Origin of the sequence: Lonepinella sp. MS14436, from assembly GCF_042470565.1 — a bacterium.
In the GTDB taxonomy this organism is placed as follows: domain Bacteria; phylum Pseudomonadota; class Gammaproteobacteria; order Enterobacterales; family Pasteurellaceae; genus Lonepinella.
Genome location: NZ_CP170385.1, coordinates 861718 through 879802 on the forward strand (window position 1 = coordinate 861718; position 18085 = coordinate 879802).

Annotated in this window: 23 protein-coding genes and 3 tRNA genes; 21 read left to right on the forward strand and 5 right to left on the reverse strand. The window is 36.9% G+C overall.

From position 1 onward, the window contains the following. The first annotated feature begins 12 nt into the window (after positions 1-12). The 15 genes from O1Q81_RS04105 (at position 13) to O1Q81_RS04175 (ending at position 7893) form a co-directional block, all read left to right on the forward strand. The gene (locus O1Q81_RS04105; protein ID WP_386698365.1) at positions 13-249 is read left to right on the forward strand and encodes a hypothetical protein; all 237 of its coding nucleotides are present in this window, start codon (positions 13-15) and stop codon (positions 247-249) included. Positions 250-558: 309 nt separating this feature from the next. Further along, on the forward strand, positions 559-840 hold the full coding sequence (locus O1Q81_RS04110) for a hypothetical protein (RefSeq protein ID WP_386698366.1): 282 nt from the start codon (positions 559-561) through the stop codon (positions 838-840). Further along, a complete protein-coding gene (locus O1Q81_RS04115) occupies positions 840-1070 on the forward strand; it encodes a hypothetical protein (protein WP_386698368.1) in 231 nt (76 codons plus the stop codon). The genes O1Q81_RS04110 and O1Q81_RS04115 overlap by 1 nt, the downstream gene beginning before the upstream one ends. A 15-nt stretch (positions 1071-1085) precedes the next feature. After that, positions 1086-1400 (forward strand): hypothetical protein, encoded by a 315-nt coding sequence (locus tag O1Q81_RS04120; protein WP_386698370.1) that lies wholly within the window; start codon positions 1086-1088, stop codon positions 1398-1400. Positions 1401-1608: 208 nt separating this feature from the next. Beyond that, positions 1609-1848, forward strand: a complete 240-nt coding sequence (locus O1Q81_RS04125; protein WP_386698371.1) for a hypothetical protein — start codon at positions 1609-1611, stop codon at positions 1846-1848. An 86-nt stretch (positions 1849-1934) separates the two neighbouring features. Then, a complete protein-coding gene (locus O1Q81_RS04130; RefSeq protein WP_386698373.1) occupies positions 1935-2294 on the forward strand; it encodes an Imm8 family immunity protein in 360 nt (119 codons plus the stop codon). A gap of 65 nt (positions 2295-2359) precedes the next feature. Next, positions 2360-2551 (forward strand): hypothetical protein, encoded by a 192-nt coding sequence (locus O1Q81_RS04135; RefSeq protein ID WP_386698375.1) that lies wholly within the window; start codon positions 2360-2362, stop codon positions 2549-2551. A gap of 70 nt (positions 2552-2621) precedes the next feature. Next, positions 2622-3167 (forward strand): hypothetical protein, encoded by a 546-nt coding sequence (locus O1Q81_RS04140; protein ID WP_386698377.1) that lies wholly within the window; start codon positions 2622-2624, stop codon positions 3165-3167. Positions 3168-3601: 434 nt separating this feature from the next. Further along, on the forward strand, positions 3602-5014 hold the full coding sequence (locus O1Q81_RS04145) for a hypothetical protein (RefSeq protein ID WP_386698380.1): 1413 nt from the start codon (positions 3602-3604) through the stop codon (positions 5012-5014). A gap of 16 nt (positions 5015-5030) precedes the next feature. Next, a complete protein-coding gene (locus tag O1Q81_RS04150) occupies positions 5031-5351 on the forward strand; it encodes a hypothetical protein (protein ID WP_386698382.1) in 321 nt (106 codons plus the stop codon). A gap of 302 nt (positions 5352-5653) precedes the next feature. Next, the gene (locus O1Q81_RS04155; protein ID WP_386698384.1) at positions 5654-5803 is read left to right on the forward strand and encodes a hypothetical protein; all 150 of its coding nucleotides are present in this window, start codon (positions 5654-5656) and stop codon (positions 5801-5803) included. Positions 5804-5860: 57 nt separating this feature from the next. After that, complete coding sequence (locus O1Q81_RS04160; RefSeq protein WP_386698385.1) at positions 5861-7069, forward strand: IS256 family transposase; 1209 nt, start codon at positions 5861-5863, stop codon at positions 7067-7069. Positions 7070-7091: 22 nt separating this feature from the next. Beyond that, the gene (locus O1Q81_RS04165) at positions 7092-7214 is read left to right on the forward strand and encodes a hypothetical protein (RefSeq protein WP_386698387.1); all 123 of its coding nucleotides are present in this window, start codon (positions 7092-7094) and stop codon (positions 7212-7214) included. Between the two features lies 1 nt (position 7215). Then, positions 7216-7590, forward strand: coding sequence for a hypothetical protein (locus tag O1Q81_RS04170; RefSeq protein WP_386698388.1), 375 nt, complete (start codon positions 7216-7218; stop codon positions 7588-7590). Between the two features lie 60 nt (positions 7591-7650). Further along, positions 7651-7893, forward strand: coding sequence for a hypothetical protein (locus O1Q81_RS04175; RefSeq protein ID WP_386698390.1), 243 nt, complete (start codon positions 7651-7653; stop codon positions 7891-7893). A 96-nt stretch (positions 7894-7989) separates the two neighbouring features. On the opposite strand, the gene O1Q81_RS04180 is transcribed toward O1Q81_RS04175, so the two are convergent. The 3 genes from O1Q81_RS04180 to O1Q81_RS04190 form a co-directional block, all read right to left on the reverse strand. Then, positions 7990-8063: transfer RNA gene (locus O1Q81_RS04180), tRNA-Cys, on the reverse strand. A 73-nt stretch (positions 8064-8136) separates the two neighbouring features. Beyond that, positions 8137-8223, reverse strand: a tRNA-Leu gene (locus tag O1Q81_RS04185). A gap of 31 nt (positions 8224-8254) precedes the next feature. Then, a tRNA-Gly gene (locus tag O1Q81_RS04190) sits at positions 8255-8330 on the reverse strand. Positions 8331-8597: 267 nt separating this feature from the next. On the opposite strand from O1Q81_RS04190, the gene O1Q81_RS04195 reads away from it, so the two are divergent. Continuing rightward, complete coding sequence (locus tag O1Q81_RS04195) at positions 8598-9710, forward strand: methionine biosynthesis PLP-dependent protein (protein WP_386698391.1); 1113 nt, start codon at positions 8598-8600, stop codon at positions 9708-9710. Positions 9711-9863: 153 nt separating this feature from the next. After that, positions 9864-10187 carry a thioredoxin TrxA gene (gene trxA / locus O1Q81_RS04200; RefSeq protein WP_386689721.1) on the forward strand — a complete coding sequence of 108 codons (324 nt, stop codon included), beginning with the start codon at positions 9864-9866 and terminating at the stop codon, positions 10185-10187. A gap of 52 nt (positions 10188-10239) precedes the next feature. Here the strand turns inward: trxA and O1Q81_RS04205 are convergent, their stop codons facing one another. Both O1Q81_RS04205 and rluC read right to left on the reverse strand, forming a co-directional pair. Further along, complete coding sequence (locus tag O1Q81_RS04205; RefSeq protein ID WP_386698393.1) at positions 10240-10761, reverse strand: hypothetical protein; 522 nt, start codon at positions 10759-10761, stop codon at positions 10240-10242. Beyond that, positions 10758-11726, reverse strand: coding sequence for a 23S rRNA pseudouridine(955/2504/2580) synthase RluC (gene rluC / locus O1Q81_RS04210; protein ID WP_386698395.1), 969 nt, complete (start codon positions 11724-11726; stop codon positions 10758-10760). Before rluC ends, O1Q81_RS04205 begins: the two co-directional genes overlap by 4 nt. Before the next feature lie 411 nt (positions 11727-12137). On the opposite strand from rluC, the gene rne reads away from it, so the two are divergent. From rne to mlaE, 4 genes are all read left to right on the forward strand, one after another. Beyond that, positions 12138-15002 carry a ribonuclease E gene (gene rne, locus O1Q81_RS04215; RefSeq protein ID WP_386698397.1) on the forward strand — a complete coding sequence of 955 codons (2865 nt, stop codon included), beginning with the start codon at positions 12138-12140 and terminating at the stop codon, positions 15000-15002. A 65-nt stretch (positions 15003-15067) separates the two neighbouring features. Beyond that, the gene (gene xseA / locus O1Q81_RS04220) at positions 15068-16414 is read left to right on the forward strand and encodes an exodeoxyribonuclease VII large subunit (RefSeq protein WP_386698399.1); all 1347 of its coding nucleotides are present in this window, start codon (positions 15068-15070) and stop codon (positions 16412-16414) included. Between the two features lie 86 nt (positions 16415-16500). Beyond that, positions 16501-17298, forward strand: a complete 798-nt coding sequence (locus O1Q81_RS04225) for an ATP-binding cassette domain-containing protein (RefSeq protein WP_386689736.1) — start codon at positions 16501-16503, stop codon at positions 17296-17298. Continuing rightward, entirely contained in the window at positions 17295-18074 is a 780-nt protein-coding gene (gene mlaE / locus O1Q81_RS04230) for a lipid asymmetry maintenance ABC transporter permease subunit MlaE (protein ID WP_386689739.1), read from the forward strand. Before O1Q81_RS04225 ends, mlaE begins: the two co-directional genes overlap by 4 nt. The last annotated feature ends 11 nt before the right edge of the window (positions 18075-18085 follow it).

An 18085-nucleotide genomic window follows, 5' to 3' on the forward strand; every position in this document is an offset into this window, starting at 1 on the left:
GAATAATAGATTATGACAGAATTTTATACAGCAGAAGAATTATTTGGTAAATGTGCAGATAATGATTTTATATTGTCTGGTCTTGGGTGGGGAGTGAAAGAGATAAACAATAGATATATTTTATCTTTTATTTCAGGAGAGTTTCATGGGAGAGAAAAAAAAATAGAAATTAGTTATGATGATTTCTATTTGTTAAAATCAAGAAAAGTTACAATAAATGATATATTCATCAAGTATAAAACTGGATAAATATTCTATTAGTACTAAGCAGTTATCCAAATGCACGAGGTTTATATAGTTTAAGTGAACTTTATGCGAATGATAGTGCTTACAGCAAAGCCTTTGCAGAATCGGTATCAGAGAGTTATGCGGGAGTATCTGTTGCAGGGCAAAGCAAGACTTTAGTTAAAGTGCCTGATGAGATAAACGCTAATAGTAAGTTGCCTATTGTAGGGAAAAATCCAGAATATAACAAATGAACAAGTTGTTATTAATGGTAAAGTATATACTGCTTATTCAGCTAATGCTCAAGCTGCATTATCTAAAAAGTTATCCGCATTGCAAAATGCCGTAGAATCATCTGTAAAAATACGCACTCTGCCTGATGAACGTATCCGATATTATGAAAAAGAAAGACCCACAAAAACATCGGGACCGACAAGAGGAAACTCGCTTGTTACAGAATATAATCCTAAGATAGGTAATATGCGTCAGTGGATGGAAAGTTACGATCATTCAGGAAATGTGAATAGAGTACATCCAAAAACAATTAATGGGCAAACGGTAGATAGTATTCATTATCCACCGACATATAAAGAACTGAAGAATATGGAGAAATAATGAGGGTGACAGAAAAAGACTTTCTATTAAATATACAGAAATTAGTAAATAATGATGCATCAAGAGAAAGTATTTCTAAAGAAGCATTAGATATGATGAATTTATCTATAAATTGGCGAAGCTGTTATAGAGATTTTGCATTAGATTTAATTTATTCAATAGAACCCCAATTTGAATTAACGGATGAAGAAATTATGAATAGAGTTAAACAGTTGGAAAAAATACTTTGATTTAAAGAGAAATTAATGATAATGATGTTCAGATTTTTCCCCGAATTTTTTTGTTATTCAATTTGGTTAGTTAATGAAGATGGTACAGTTGAGAATATTAGTGCTAATGAGTTACCTATAACATCCAGTCTGAAAAAAGAAATTGAAGATTGGGAGAGAGAGTATGATTCAATCTATAATGATGATTATCCCCTAGAATCAGATTTTAGATCTATATATGATAAAATTTCATTTCAAAAGAAAGGTGATATACTATTTAAGAGATTACAAGAAGAATTACCAAAAGATTTTGAAATCTTTTCTAATTTTGATATGTGTGATGCAGACTAATATGAATGTTCCTAATTCTATTAGACCGGATAAAATTGAAGTTGAATTCGTTATTGATGGACGAAAGGAAATAAGACAGTTTAAAAATTAGGGGGAAAATGACTGCAGAAGAAATCGATATAAATCAAGAGATTATAAATAAAATATATACAATTCTTCATATAGATGCTATTGATTATGTTGGTAAATATGATTTTATTTTGAATATATGTTTGATTTAGAGGATGGATGGTCAGGATTAAGCTTATTTTATATTATAAATAAGGATAAAGTCCCTGGTCACTTTTCTAAGAACTCTAAAATGGAGTTGGAACTTATGTGTGAAGAATTGCATAAAGAAATGCAAAAAGGTAAAGACACAGATTGGAGAAAGCTAATCATTTTGATTGAATTTGATAGAGATATGAAAGTAAACTTTATTTATGAAAAGCAATCATTAGCCTTATAATTCTTAGAAAAAGATAATCTAACAAATAAAGGTAAATTTGTTTCAGAAAGTAATTTACATATTAATATGAAGAAGGAGCAGGATTAATGTTATTTGCTGAATTAAAAAATATTGCATTTGATGGTTTTTCTGATCTTAATTCAGTGCAAAAATTTATTCTGGAGTCAGAAGTAATATCTCTAAATGTTTGTTTGTATATAGGTGTTAATGGGATAGATGGAGCTGATAATTTCAATGCCTTTTTGGTAAATTTAAATTGGATCAAAAACTATATAAGAGAACATGGCATATTCATAGAGTCTAATACTGTTATCATTGATAACTTTGATGACCTAGATGATGTTTTTAATTATTTAAGTTCTGTTGTTTGTAGGGTTTACGGTGAAGATTGGAATGAAATTACACATAAATTATCTCAATATTTTGATTGGGAATATTCAGAGTAATATTTCTGTTAATATAACTATGGCATTTTTGTTAAATCTAAATTATATATGATATACAATAAAACATGAAAATAATAGAGAAAGATTTAGAGGGTATCTTGATTCATTTATCTAAAGATGAAATCTCATTAATAACCAGTGCTTTAGGAGAGATTCCTAATATTTTAGATGTAGATGATTGTGAAACCAGAACAGGATATGATCTAGAGCAATTTAATGAATTATTTGTATTGTTTGATTTGATTGATGATAGATAGATTTTAGTCTTTCACTATGCTGTAATTATGATATTGGCAGTGAAATCCATATTATCAAAGAGAATTTAAAATGAATTCAATAAATGATTCTATAATCAATGAGATTTTTGAAGGTAGACTAGATATAGCAATTATAATATCTAAAAGGGAATATTATTTTGTTTTTGATGATAAAGAGGACTTTGTAATAGATATTAGACCGTTTTATTTATCATATCTTAAAAGAAAGATAATTACAGAAGAACAATATGATTATGCTTTAAAAAATTATAGAGGAGGAGCTTGTCTACTAAATAATGATAGTATAACCAACTACTTTAATTCTTTGAATATCTCTCCTAAGGATTACTATTGGATGAAAGATTTTTTTACTTATGACTTTCCAATCTCAAAGGATGAATGTAGTTCTATTTTTATTGAGAAAATTAGAATGAGATTGCCTAGGTTTTATTTGAATTTAGATGAAAAAAATTTTTTTCATTCTTATCAAGATAGGTTCTTTGAAAATGATCTGCCATCAAATTGGAATGGAGATTACTCTGATGACTTTCTTGCTCTGATACCTGACATGTATAAATATTGGGTTGTTAGTGGGGTAGATTTTAGCAAATTATAATTAAATTATGAAAACTAACGCCCTTTGGTATGGGTGTAGTGGTACAGATAGCCTATCATAGGTATTGTATTTGATAAAAAGGGTGTTGCATATTGTAGGGGCAAATTTAACAAGCTCAAAGAGGGGGAGGGAATGATAATAAGATTTTTCCCTGAACTTTTTTTGTTATTCAATTTGGCTAATGAAGATGGTACGGTCAATAATATTAGTGCTGATGAATTGCCTATAACAATTCGGAACGAAGCCTAACCCGAGCCACGTTAACCGATGGCACGTTAATACTAAACAAAGACAGCCACCCGGTTATTACCCGCCCGAAAGCTATCGGCATTAACACCGAACTTGGGCTGGCAAACGAACAGGTGAAGGCACAGGACCCGAACAAGTTACAGGAACAACAAGCCCTGTCGCAGTCGATAGGACAGTTAGGCGCCATGGCAGCGGGTGAATTCAGCCGATATATGCAATGGGAAGAGGGCAGCTGGCAAAAAGTGGCATTGCACGCCGCATTGGGGGCGACCAGTGCCGAAGCAGGCGGTGGCAATGTGGTGGCAGGTGCGGTCGCCGGTGGCACAGGAGAAATCCTCAACACCAAAGTGGCAGATTACCTTGCCACCCAAACCGCCCTCAGCCCGCAGGCACGCAAAACCCTACAACAGCTGAGTGCCGCAGGGATTGGCGCCGCAGCAGGCAATCTGGCCGGCGGTAATGCCGACAATACGTATCAAGGTATGAATATTGCGCACAATGCGGAGGTGTATAACCGGCAGCTGCATCCGACGGAAATACAGCTTATCCGTGACCACGCCAAAGACTTCGCAAAACGACAAGGTATTAGCGAAGAAGAGGCACAAAAGCAACTGACGGCAGAAAGCCTGCGAGGGGTATCGGATGATTTTGCCTATGTTGAAGAAAACCAAACCGCAAGGGCGTATCTGAACCAACTGCAGGCGGAAGTGGACAATCAAAAATTGTTCGCCGTACTTGACCGAAAATCGGCAGAATACAAAAACAGCCTGATTAACAGTGATTACGTTTATAAAAACCAAGATTTATATAATAAAGTACATTTGGGCAATACATCATTATCAACCAGTGATTTATTATTATCAAAAGCCTTAAAAGAAAGCCAGAGTTATCATTCTCAGGCAGGCAAACAAACCGTTGAACATGTTTATGGTGATATTACAAATCAGATTGCGGATTATAAACAGTTATCCAATCAACATTCATTGGCTGATGATGAAGCCTCACAGAATATTGCGATATTGGCGGATAAAAATGCTCATAATTTAAAAGACACAGTACTAAGCAGTTATCCTAACGCACGAGGTTTATATAGTTTAAGTGAACTTTATGCGAATGATAGTGCTTACAGCAAAGCCTTTGCAGAATCGGTATCAGAGAGTTATGCGGGAGTATCTGTTGCAGGGCAAAGCAAGACTTTAGTTAAAGTGCCTGATGAGGTTTCGTCAAACGGTCTATTTTTAATGAAAGAAAGAGATCTTTCATATGACAATCAAAATTTAGGTAAAAATAATTCTACTTTTAACAATGCACTTAATGAACGAATAACAAATAGTGATAAAACTCCTAGAAGTATTGTTAATAAAAATGGATTTTATTATGGTTATGGTATGAAAATATCAGAATCTTACTATAATAAATTATGGAGCGTAGGTAGACCTGCACCATTCATACAAGCAAGGGAAATCATAAACAATAATCCACAAATCATGCTGGATCCTAGAGGCAGAGAAGGATTTTATCAATATAAAGCTAATGGACTAGAAATGATATACAATCCTAGAATAAAAGAAATATGGCACATACAGCCTGAAAAATAACTAGCTGAGAGTATTTATGGAAAATTTAATTAATATATTAACAGAAAATTTAGAATGTTATGAAAAAGCAAAACGAGAAATAGAACATATTTTAGAAATATACGAAAAAAGAATAAAAGAACATATATTAAAAATAGAAGTTGTAGATATTATTAAATGTAATGATATGATAGATGATTTATTTCATATACAAAATGAATTGTGCGTTGTTAAATATAAATATAATTATCCTTTAAGTGTCTATATTTATAATTTTTTGTATGAGTTTGATAGACAAGATGATGAGAGTAAAATTTATTTAATAAATGCAATAAAAACAAAGTCTATTGTATTGTAGAATGACCACATTATCCACCGACACATAAAGAAATGAAAAAGATGGAGAAATAATGGGGTAACAGAAAAAGATTTTTTATTAAATATACGGAAATTAGTAAATAATGATGTTTCAAGAGAAAATATTTCTAAAGAAGCATTGGATATGATGAATTTATCTATAAATTGGCGAAGCTGTTATAGAGATTTTGCATTAGATTTAATCTATTTAATAGAATATCAGTTTGAATTGACGGATGAAGAATTATAAACCGAATTGAAGAACTTGAGAAATTACTTTAGTTCAAATCAAGGAATAGTCTAATGAAAGTAATCTTAAAAAATGTATCATCAGTGCATACAGACTTAGATAAATACATATGTGAAGAAGACGGTTCAGTATATGTTTATTTAGATTTACTTATTGGTCCCGAAAATGAAAATGGGGTTGAATTGTTTAATGCGAGCCTATAACAAAATTTGTGTAAATACCTGTTTCTGAGATAATAACCAAAAACAGGTATTTTCATTATGAATGAACAACAAATTAAATTATTGGCTAATGAATTAGCTAAAAACCTCAAAACACCAGAAGAGCTCAATCAGCTTTCTCGCGTGCTGAAAAAAATCACTGTGGAAGCCGCTCTCAATACTGAGCTTACAGAACATCTTGGTTATAAGAAAAATCAGCCAAGAAAGGCTAAAAATAGCCGAAATGGTTATAGTCAAAAAACCTTGCTCACCGATGAGGGAGATATTGAACTCAACATTCCCCGAGATCGTGAAAACACCTTTGAACCCCAAATTATTAAGAAAAATCAAACTCGCATTACGGGTATGGATGAGCAAATCATTGCCTTATATGCCAAAGGGTTAAGTAATCAAGAGATTGTTGATTCGTTTAAGGAATTTTATGATGCCGATGTTTCACCTAGCCTAATTTCTCGGGTGACTGATTCAGTCAAAGAACGCATTATTGAGTGGCAAAATGAACCCCTTAATGCGGTGTATGCCATTGTTTATTTGGATTGTATCGTGGTGAAAGTTCGCCAAGACGGACGCATTATCAATAAAGCCGTGTTTGTCGCTCTTGGTGTGAATCTGGACGGACGCAAAGAGCTGTTAGGGCTGTGGATTGCCGAAAATGAAGGGTCAAAATTTTGGTTAAACGTACTAACCGAGCTTAAAAATCGTGGCGTACAGGATATTCTAATTGCCTGTATTGATGGTTTAAAAGGCTTTCCTGATGCGATTAATACTGTTTTTCCTGAAACGAAAATTCAGCTTTGTATCGTGCATATGGTTCGTAATAGTTTGAAATATGTCACTTGGAAAGATTACAAAGCCGTGACAGGGGATTTAAAGCTGATTTATCAAGCACCTACGGAACAGGTCGCCCTACAGGCACTGGCTAATTTTGAGCAAAAATGGCAAGCAAAATACCCATTAATCGCCAAAAGCTGGCAGACTCATTGGGCGAATTTAGCCACGATTTTCAGCTATCCTGACGATATTCGCAAGGCAATTTACACGACAAATGCGATTGAATCGTTGAACAGTGTGATTCGACGAGTGATTAAAAAACGAAATGTCTTCCCGACTGACGAATCTGTGATTAAAATAGTCTGGCTTGCGATTAAAAATGCGTCTAAAAAATGGTCAATGCCAATCCGAAATTGGCGAGTGGCATTGAGCCATTTTGTGCTAGAATTTGGTGATCGTTTAAGCGATCACCTTTAAGTGAAATTGGTGTTTACACAAAATGTGGGATAGTCTCTCAATGGCAACCACTGTTGTTGCTATTCCTGTGGTTGCTCCATTTGCATTATCTGATCTAATGTCTTCTGATATGATGGAAGTATTATTTAAATTAGGAGGAAACTAATATGTTTAAGTATCTTATTATTATTTTATCCATGTTTTTAGTTTCTTGTAGTTATTCAGAGGGGTGTTGGTATACTCCACAAATGGTTAGTTGTGTAGATAAAGGAGATGAGTTTCCCTATATTTCTATGTTTCAGAAAAAAGAAACTCTAGGGCATACAGATTCTGAGCAACGTTGGAAAGATATCAAAAGTTGTAATGGAGTAAAACGTAGTAATACAGATTTTTTTGTCAAAAACGATCGGGATTCTGATGGAATAATAATACCTGAAATAGTTGATGAATTTGAGAGATGTATGGCAACTAAAGGCTATTATTTAGAAAGAGATTGTGGTTGGCAAAAGCCTGAGTGGAGTACAGGGAAGTGCAATATTTAGTCAAGAGGGACTATCTAAATAATAGTAGCTAAATCTAGCGGTTGGAATGCAGGCATTGCAGTGAGTTTAGGACAGTTGGGTGCCATGGCAGCGGGTGAATTCAGCCGATATATGCAATGGGAAGAGGGCAGTTGGCAAAAAGTGGCATTGCACGCCGCATTAGGGGCGGCCAGTGCCGAAGCAGGCGGTGGCAATGTGGCGACAGGTGCGGTCGCCGGTGGCACGGGAGAAATCCTCAACACCCAAGTGGCAGATTACCTTGCCACCCAAACCGCCCTCAGCCCAGAGTGGGAGTATGGTTAAAATTTGAGGTGTTTTAAAACAAGCTGAATTTGACCGCACTTTGACAGTACCATGCACCCCGAAAAAACAATTTTTGATTTAATAAATTTTAAATACTGGAGGCGTGTCCCGGAGTCGAACCGAGCTACATGGATTTGCAATCCAGTGCATAACCGCTTTGCTAACACGCCTTGATTGAAATGATTTTCAGATATAAAAAAACACCTTGCGGTGCCATTTTATAATTTATCCTGTAGTTGCAAATGGTGCCCGAGGCCAGACTTGAACTGGCACGCCCCGAAAGGCGAGGGATTTTAAATCCCTTGCGTCTACCGATTCCGCCACTCGGGCTAAACGCATTTCCTAACTACTTAGGTTTAATTGGAGCGGGAAACGAGGCTCGAACTCGCGACCCCGACCTTGGCAAGGTCGTGCTCTACCAACTGAGCTATTCCCGCTTTGCTTTCAGCTTATTGCTGTCAACGAGGGTGCATTTTACGGAAATCTGTTTTGTTGTCAATAGGAATTTTTAAATAATCTTGAAAAAAGGATTGTTTGCCGAAAAAAAATACAAGACTATTAAAAATAAACCGTCTTTATATTAAAAAAACATCAATTTATTGATGGAATAAAATAGAAAAATATACTTTAATCACACCGCACTTTATGTCAGAATGTCAGGCATATTTTTAATATTAGATTTAACACAAGTTTTAGGTGATCGAATGACAAAAGAATATGCTTTAGATACAATTTTAGCCCAAGCAGGTAATCGCACTGACCCTCGTACTGGTGCGGTTTCCACACCGATTTTTCTTTCAACCGCTTATGGGCATCATGGTATTGGTGAAAGTACAGGTTTTGATTATACTCGAACTAAAAATCCAACACGTGCAGTTTTAGAAGAAACCATGGCAAAATTAGACGGTGGTGATCGTGCATTTGCTTTTGCATCTGGTATGGCAGCGATTCAAGTATTAATGATGTTATTCAAAGCACCTGATGAATGGATTGTTTCCAGTGATGTGTATGGTGGGACTTATCGTTTACTTGATTTTTGCTATAAAAATACTCATGGTGTTAAACCTATATATGTAAATACCGCTGAAGTGAATGCGATCGAATCCGCTATTACGCCAAATACTAAAGCGATTTTTGTGGAAACGCCATCTAATCCTTTAATGGAAGAATGCGATGTATTAGCTATTTCTAAGCTAGCCAAAAAACATAATCTATTGTTAATTGTAGATAATACGTTCTTAACCCCAATGCTATATCGTCCAATGGAAGATGGGGCAGATGTGACGATTTATAGTGGTACTAAATATATTGCTGGGCATAATGATGTATTAGCTGGTTTAATCGTGGCGAAAGGGCAAGAGCTGGGTGAGCGTCTATTTTATATCCAAAATGGTGCGGGTGCAGTACTTTCACCGTTTGATTCTTGGTTGACTATTCGTGGTTTGAAAACTCTCTCATTACGTATGCAACGTCATCAGCAAAATGCCCAAGAAATCGCAGAATTTTTACGTCAACAACCACAAATTACTGATGTCTTGTATTCTAACAAAGGAGGTATGTTGTCTTTCCGTTTACAAGATGAGAACTGGGTGAACCCGTTCTTGAAAGCTCTGAAATTAATTACTTTCGCAGAAAGTTTAGGCGGTACGGAAAGTTTTATTACTTATCCAGCTACTCAAACCCACATGGATATTCCAGAAGCAGAGCGTATTGCCCGTGGTGTATGTAATCGTTTATTACGTTTTTCTGTAGGTTTGGAAGATGTTGAAGATATTAAACAAGATTTATCTCAAGCATTAACAAATTGTAGTAAGTAAGATTTTACAAATTGAAATGATTGATTAAATAAAGGATTATAATTTCATAATTGTGTTATGATATTTTTAATTTCAAGGTAAGTTACCTTGATATCATCTATCTCCTTTAATATGACAAAGGAAAATTAATATAATTAAAAGAGGAAATAAAAAATGGCAGATGTATTACATGTTACCGATGCTTCATTTGAGGCAGATGTTTTAAATTCAGACGTACCTGTATTATTAGATTTTTGGGCTCCTTGGTGTGGTCCTTGTCGTATGGTTAGTCCTATCCTAGAAGAATTAGCCAAAGAATATGGCGATAAAGTTAAAATCGTAAAAATGAATATTGATGATAACCAAGGTACACCAGCTCAATTTGGTGTACGTGGTATTCCGACATTATTATTATTCAAAGAAGGTAAAGTAGTTGCCACTCAAGTTGGTGTTGTGCCAAAAACACAATTAGCGGCATTTGTTAATAAAGCTTTATAATTGTATAAATTGCATTTAGCGAAAGTCCCAACATTAGTTGGGATTTTTTTTGTTATTTTTTTACACATAATCCAGGGTGGCGTTGCTGGTTCTTCCAGACATGGTTGATTAACATACGCTTATCTTTAAAATCTAAGATTTCAAAATCTGTGCTGTCACCATTATTCATATCTTTGGTTAATTGTTGGAAGAATTGTTGTTCACGTTCTTTTAATTGTGGTTCAGTAGATAATCTTTTTTCCGTTTCTTTGGAATGAATACGTCCAAAAGTATAATTTGTACCAGTTTCTGATAAGGTATTACCTTGTAATGTCCAGTGTCCAGTGTGATTACTTTCATACGTAAACGTTTTTTGTACTGAAAGCAGACCAAACCCCACCGTTGAACCATTTGCTTGAAAATCTAACGTATCCAAAGATTCAATGCCTAAATCATCGTATAAAATTTTGCAATTCCATTCTCCAACAATGTCTGAGTTAGAAACTATTGGATTTTTAACCTCGGTTGTTGATGTCGCTGTTGCTAGGGGGGCTGCTAGTATGAATAACCAGCCAAGTATTTTATTCATTTTCATTGTTGTTCTCGCAATTTTTGTAAAACTTTTTTCATTTTTTCGTCTAGTGGTGCGTTTAAGCGTAAAGTTTCACCTGTTTTAGGATGTTCAAAACGAATACTAAACGCATGTAAAAATAAACGATCTAAACCAAGTGCGGTCATTTCTTGATCAAATTTTTGATCACCGTATTTATCATCAAGGGCAATCGGGTGTCCAGCATACAAGGTGTGTACCCGAATTTGATGGGTTCTTCCTGTAATCGGTGATGCCTTGACTAGGGTCGCATTGTTATATCGTTCTTCAATACTAAAATGCGTTTCACTTGGTTTACCTTGTTCACTGACTTTAACAATGCGTTCACCACTAGCGAGTTCATTCTTTAATAAAGGGGCTTGGATCGTTTTAACATGCGATTGCCATTGTCCACGCACTAGTGCCAAGTATTCTTTTTGTACAATTTTGTTACGTAATTGTTCGTGTAAACCACGTAAGGCGGAGCGTTTTTTTGCGACTAACAAAATGCCTGATGTATCACGGTCAATACGATGGACTAATTCTAAAAAACGTGCATCAGGACGTAAAGCTCGTAACCCTTCAATAACCCCAAAACTTAAACCACTACCACCGTGTACTGCGATGCCAGAGGGTTTATTGATGACTAACAAACAATCATCTTCAAAAATAATTTGGCTTTCTAATTGAGCCACTTTATTCAACTTGGTGGAAATGGGGGATTGTTCTTTCTCGGATATACGAACTGGGGGTACTCGAACCACATCTCCAGCTTGTAATTTATATTCAGGTTTAATTCGCCCTTTATTGACTCGCACTTCGCCTTTGCGAACAATGCGATAAATTAGGCTTTTGGGTACCCCTTTGAGTTTACTCAATAAATAATTGTCAATCCGCTGCCCCGATTCATCTTCTGAAATTTCCAGCATCTTGACCGAAGCGTTAATAATGTTGTTGGTTTGGTTTGTCATAAAATTGTTTTTTAAGAAAAATTAGGAGAATTCTAGCATAATTAACAAATAATTAAAATTACTGAAATACCTTGCTAAAAAGCTGTATTGCGTCCATAATAATACAGATTTTGCCTAGGCAAAATTAACTAAGTTTTGTTAAATTTTAGATTGATGCAGTTTAGACATAAGACATTAATTTTTAACGAAATGTGTGATTAAATTACCGCTTTATCGCGTACCGAGTAAAGATACATATTTAGGTACAACTTATCGATAGCTCAATCAATGCACCCAGTCTTTGACGGTCGAGATGAACGACAGGGACGAAAAACACGAGGTCGATTGTAGTTAATTTGCTTAATTTTATGCAAAAGTGCGGTCTTTTTTAATTGAATTATTTTAAAAAATAAAAATGAGAAAATTTTTACAATGAAAAGAATGCTAATTAATGCAACTCAAAAAGAGGAGTTGCGTGTTGCGTTAGTCGATGGACAACGCCTATTTGATTTGGATATTGAAAGTCCAGGTCACGAACAAAAAAAAGCGAATATTTACAAAGGGAAAATTACTCGAGTAGAACCGAGTCTTGAAGCCGCATTTGTGGATTATGGTGTGGATCGTCACGGTTTTTTACCGTTGAAAGAAATTGCCCGTGAATATTTTCCTGCAGGTTATAGCTATAACGGTCGCCCGAATATCAAGGATGTGATTAAAGAAGGGCAAGAAGTGATCGTGCAAGTGAACAAAGAAGAACGTGGTAATAAAGGTGCTGCGTTAACGACATTTGTTTCATTAGCTGGAAGTTACCTTGTTATTATGCCTAATAACCCAAGAGCAGGAGGTATTTCTCGCCGTATTGAGGGTGATGAACGTCTTGAATTAAAAGATGCGTTAAGTTCTTTAGAAGTGCCTGATGGTGTAGGTTTAATCGTGCGTACCGCAGGGGTAGGTAAATCATCTGAAGAATTACAATGGGACTTAAAAGTCTTATTGCACCATTGGGAAGCGATTAAACAAGTTTCACAAAGTCGTCCTGCACCATTTTTGATTCATCAAGAAAGTGATGTGATCGTGCGTGCGATCCGCGATTATTTACGCCGTGATATTGGTGAAATTTTAGTAGATAGCCCGAAAATTTACGAAAAAGCGAAAGCACATATTAAATTAGTACGTCCTGATTTTTTAAACCGAATTAAATTATATCAAGGCGAAGTCCCGTTATTTAGCCATTATCAAATTGAATCGCAAATTGAATCCGCATTCCAACGTGAAGTGCGTTTGCCGTCGGGCGGTTCCATTGTGATTGATGTGACAGAAGCATTAACGGCTATCGACATCAACTCTGCTCGTTCAACACGTGGTGGGGATATTGAAGAAACTGCATTAAACACCAATCTTGAAGCAGCAGATGAAATTGCTCGTCAATTACGTTTACGTGACTTAGGTGGTTTAATCGTGATTGACTTCATTGATATGACCCCGATTCGTCACCAACGTGAAGTAGAAAATCGTATGCGTGATGCGGTACGTCAAGATCGTGCTAGAATCCAAATTAGCCGCATTTCGCGTTTTGGCTTGTTGGAAATGTCACGTCAGCGTTTAAGCCCATCATTAGGGGAATCATCACATCATATTTGCCCTCGTTGTCAAGGCACTGGCAAAGTACGTGATAATGAAAGTCTATCGCTTTCTATTTTGCGTTTGATTGAAGAAGAAGCGTTAAAAGAAAATTCTAAACAGGTACAATGTATTGTGCCAGTAGAAATTGCTTCGTACTTATTAAATGAAAAACGTCAAGCTATTCAAAGTATTGAGAGACGTCATAATGTGGATGTAGTCGTGGCACCAAATCAAGCCATGGAAACACCGCACTTTAAAGTGGTACGTTCTCGTGATGGCGAAGATGCGAATGTATTAAGCTACAATCTCGCTAAATTATATGAAGAAAAAGAAGATGTTTATCTGCCTGCTGAAACTACATCAACGGCAAATAATACGGATAATTCTACCACAGAAAATATCGCAGAAATGGCTGCTTTGTCGATGACTATTTCTGAGGCTGCACCTGTTGTAGAAACCAAAGTAGAAGAGAAACCATCATTCTTTACTCGTCTTTTGACTGGATTGAAAGGTTTATTTGTGAGTGAACCTAAACCAGAAGAAAAGCCAGTTAATAATCGTAATCGTCAAAATCGTAATGATCGTCGTAATAATCGTAAAACTCGTAATGATCGCAACGAACGTACTACGCCAGCAAAATCCAGCGAAGAAAACCAAACGGAAAAAACGGCTACACCACGTCCTGAACGTAATGTGCGTCGCAATAACCGTAAGGCACAAGTAGAAGAAACTAATACGCTTGAAAAACAAGCTGAGGTGGTAACGCCAGAGGTAACGGAAGAAAAAAAACCTGTACGTCAACGTCGAGAACGCCGTGATATGAGTAAACGCGTACGTGTTGGCAATGAAATAGCTGAAGCCACAGATGGTATGGCTATTGCTCCGTTAATGGAACCATCAGATATGCAAAATGTACCTGAAAGTGCGGTGCAATCTGAGGCAGTTTCTGATAGCGTTGATATCGCAACAGATGATATGGCAATACAAAATGAACGTCGTGAACGTAACAATAATCGCCGTTTACCACGTCACTTACGTGTGAATAATCAACGTCGCCGCCGTCAAGATAATAATGTATCGCCAGTGCCATTATTTGCCGCCGTGGCATCACCAGAGTTAGCCAGTGGTAAAGTTTGCATCGACTATAGTGCGGTGCAAAAAGCCAAAGAAAGTAGTTTCTTATCTGTTGATGAATTGTTGCAACAGCAAGATCAACCAGAAGTTAAAGGTGATGTTGTACCAGCAACGCCATTAGTAGTAAATGAAGAAACTGTAATAGCTCAACCGTTGGGATTTGTTACGCAACCTGCAAATGAATCTGTGGAGAAGAAAGTTCAGCAATCTTTGCAACGTTTAAACGAAGAACAACGTATTCTGGAACAACAAGCGGAACAGCAAATTGAGCAAGCTGTGGCACAACAGACACAGCCCGTTCAAATTGTAGAGAAAGTAGATCGTAACTATAGCTTTAATGGACAACTTGGCACCGTTTCTGCCGTGCAACATATTAAAGCAGCGATGACTTTAGCTAAATCTAGTACGGAATTAAATCCGGCCTATGAGATCGTACAATGGAAAGACAGTCGTTATTATTTCCATGGTAAGGGAATGGCTGGACATCATAGTGCGGTGAGTCATGTGTTTAGTGAGCCAACTAGAGCAAAAGCGGAATAACGATTGATAAAATGAAAATCCGATGGCGTTCATCGGATTTTTTATACGGATAAAAAAGACAAAAAATGCAACAAGATGTTTACTCCGTCAGCCAATTAAATAGTGCAGTACGAAATACCTTAGAGGGGCAATTCGGGGCAGTTTGGTTGACAGGTGAAATTTCTAATTTTACTCAACCTGTTTCAGGGCATTGGTATCTGACCCTAAAAGATGAAAATGCTCAGGTGCGTTGTGCTATGTGGCGAATGAAAACGCAACGGGTGAATTTTCGTCCCCAAAATGGTATGCAAGTGTTGGTGCGGGCTGGGGTGAGTCTATATGAACCACGAGGGGATTACCAACTTATTTTAGAAAGTATGCACCCTGCTGGAGATGGTTTATTGCAACAGCAATTTGAGCAACTTAAAATGAAGTTAGCCGCCGAAGGTTTATTTGCTCAAAATCTCAAGAAAAATTTACCGCACTTTTGTAAAACAGTTGGCGTGGTAACTTCTGCGACTGGGGCAGCATTACAGGATATTTTGCAGATTTTAAAACGACGTGATCCTAGTTTGAAGATTGTTATTTATCCAACTCAAGTGCAGGGTAGAGAAGCGACCGCAGAAATTGTGCAAATGATTGAATTAGCTAATCAGCGGCAAGAAGTCGATGTATTAATTGTTGGTCGTGGTGGCGGTTCATTAGAAGATCTTTGGTGTTTTAATGAAGAAGCAGTAGCAAGAGCGATTTTTCATTGTACTTTGCCTGTGATTAGTGCGGTGGGGCATGAAACAGATGTGACTATAGCCGATTTTGTGGCTGATATCCGAGCTTCAACACCTTCCGCAGCAGCAGAATTGGTGAGTCGTGATCAACAGCAATTATTGCAACAATTAAATTATAAGCGACAACGCTTAGATATGGCATTAGATCGTATTTTTGAGCAGAAACAGCAACAGTTACAACGCCTGTTAATGCGATTACAAAGTCAGCATCCACAAGCACAACTTGCTTGGCAACAACAAAAAACAGGACAGTTAATGCAACGATTAGAACATGCAATACAACGCATCATGGAAAAAAATCGTTATAATTACACCGCACTTTGTCAACGATTAGATAATAATCCGTTGCCGTATCGTTTGCAAAAACAACAACAGCATATTCAACAGTTGAAAGTGCGGTTAGATTTTGCGTTAAAAAATAAAGTCGCCAACAAACAGCACTATTTGGCTCATCTATGTGCCAAAATGGATAGCCTGAGTCCGTTAAAAGTGCTAGCTCGTGGTTATGCTATTGCAGAGAATGAGCAGGGTAAGGCAATTACTTCGGTACGACAAGTGGCACAAGGGCAAATAATGCAGACTATCGTGGCTGATGGTACGATTATTAGCCAAGTGAAAGCGATGACGGCAAATGTAAAAAGCCAATAGAGTTGAACTAATATAAAAATTAACAGTCGAAATACGAACTGATTTTAGTAATATAACAGCATGAAACAAACTAAATGGAAAATACAATGAGTGAGAAAGCACTGATTGAAGTGAAGAATCTCACGTTTAAACGAGGTGAGCGAACCATTTACCACAATCTCAATTTGCGGGTTGCCAAAGGTAAAATTACCGCCATTATGGGACCATCGGGAATAGGTAAAACTACCTTATTAAAATTAATCGGTGGGCAGCTTAACCCAGAACAAGGCGAGATTTTATTTGACGGTGAAGATATTTGCAAAATGTCGAATAGTCAACTTTATAAGGCTCGTCAACGGATGGGTATGCTGTTTCAATCGGGGGCATTGTTTACCGATATGTCAACCTTTGATAACGTGGCGTATCCGATTCGAGAGCATACTCGTTTACCAGAAGAATTAATTCGTAAAATTGTACTGATGAAACTGGAATCCGTGGGGTTGCGTGGTGCAGCGGATTTAATGCCATCTGAATTATCGGGTGGTATGGCACGCCGTGCAGCATTAGCCCGTACGATTGCTTTGGATCCTGAACTAATTATGTATGATGAACCCTTTACGGGACAAGATCCAATTAGTATGGGCGTGATTATTAGTTTAATTAAACGCCTAAATGAAGCATTAAATCTGACCTCTATTGTGGTTTCACATGATGTTCAAGAAGTGTTAAGTATTGCGGATTATGCCTATATTATTGCAGATAAACGAGTAATTGCTGAGGGGACACCTGATATTTTATTAAAGAGTACAGATCCACAAGTGGTGCAATTTATTCAAGGGCAAGAAGATGGACCCGTACATTTCCACTTCCCCGCCAATGACAGTGTGGAGGATTTATTTAAATGATAGTGAAATTAATCTCTGCATTGGGTGCAAGCGTGATTAGCTCATTACGAGCGTTAGGGCGTTCGGGCTTTATGTTGTGGGGGGCATTAGTTGGCAAACCGCAATTTCGTAAACATACCCCATTATTAATCAAACAGTTACATGTTTTAGGCGTGCAATCTTTATTAATTATTTTGCTGTCAGGCTTTTTTATCGGTATGGTGCTTGGGTTGCAAGGTTATGTGGTGTTAGTAGATTTTGCAGCGGAAGCGAACGTAGGTCAGTTAGTGGCATTATCTTTACTGCGTGAACTTGGTCCTGTGGTAACTGCATTATTATTTGCTGGTCGTGCTGGCTCCGCATTAACCGCTGAAATAGGTTTGATGAAAGCCACTGAACAGCTTTCCAGTCTTGAAATGATGGCAGTGGATCCCTTACGTCGTGTCATTGCACCACGTTTTTGGGGCGGTGTGATTTCAATGCCGATTTTGGCGGTATTATTCACCGCAGTTGGGGTGATTGGTGGTGCTTTAGTCGGTGTGGACTGGAAAGGTATTGATGACGGTAGCTTTTGGTCAGTGATGCAAAATGCCGTGACTACACAAGACTTGGTCTATGGGTTTATCAAAAGCGTAGTCTTTGCTTTTGCAGTGGTTTGGATAGCCTTATTTAATGGCTATGATTGTGTACCAACATCAGAGGGTATTAGCCAATCAACCACCAGAACCGTGGTGAATGCTTCCTTATTGGTATTGGGTTTAGATTTTGTTTTAACTGCAATGATGTTCGGCGGTTAAGGTTATATTTG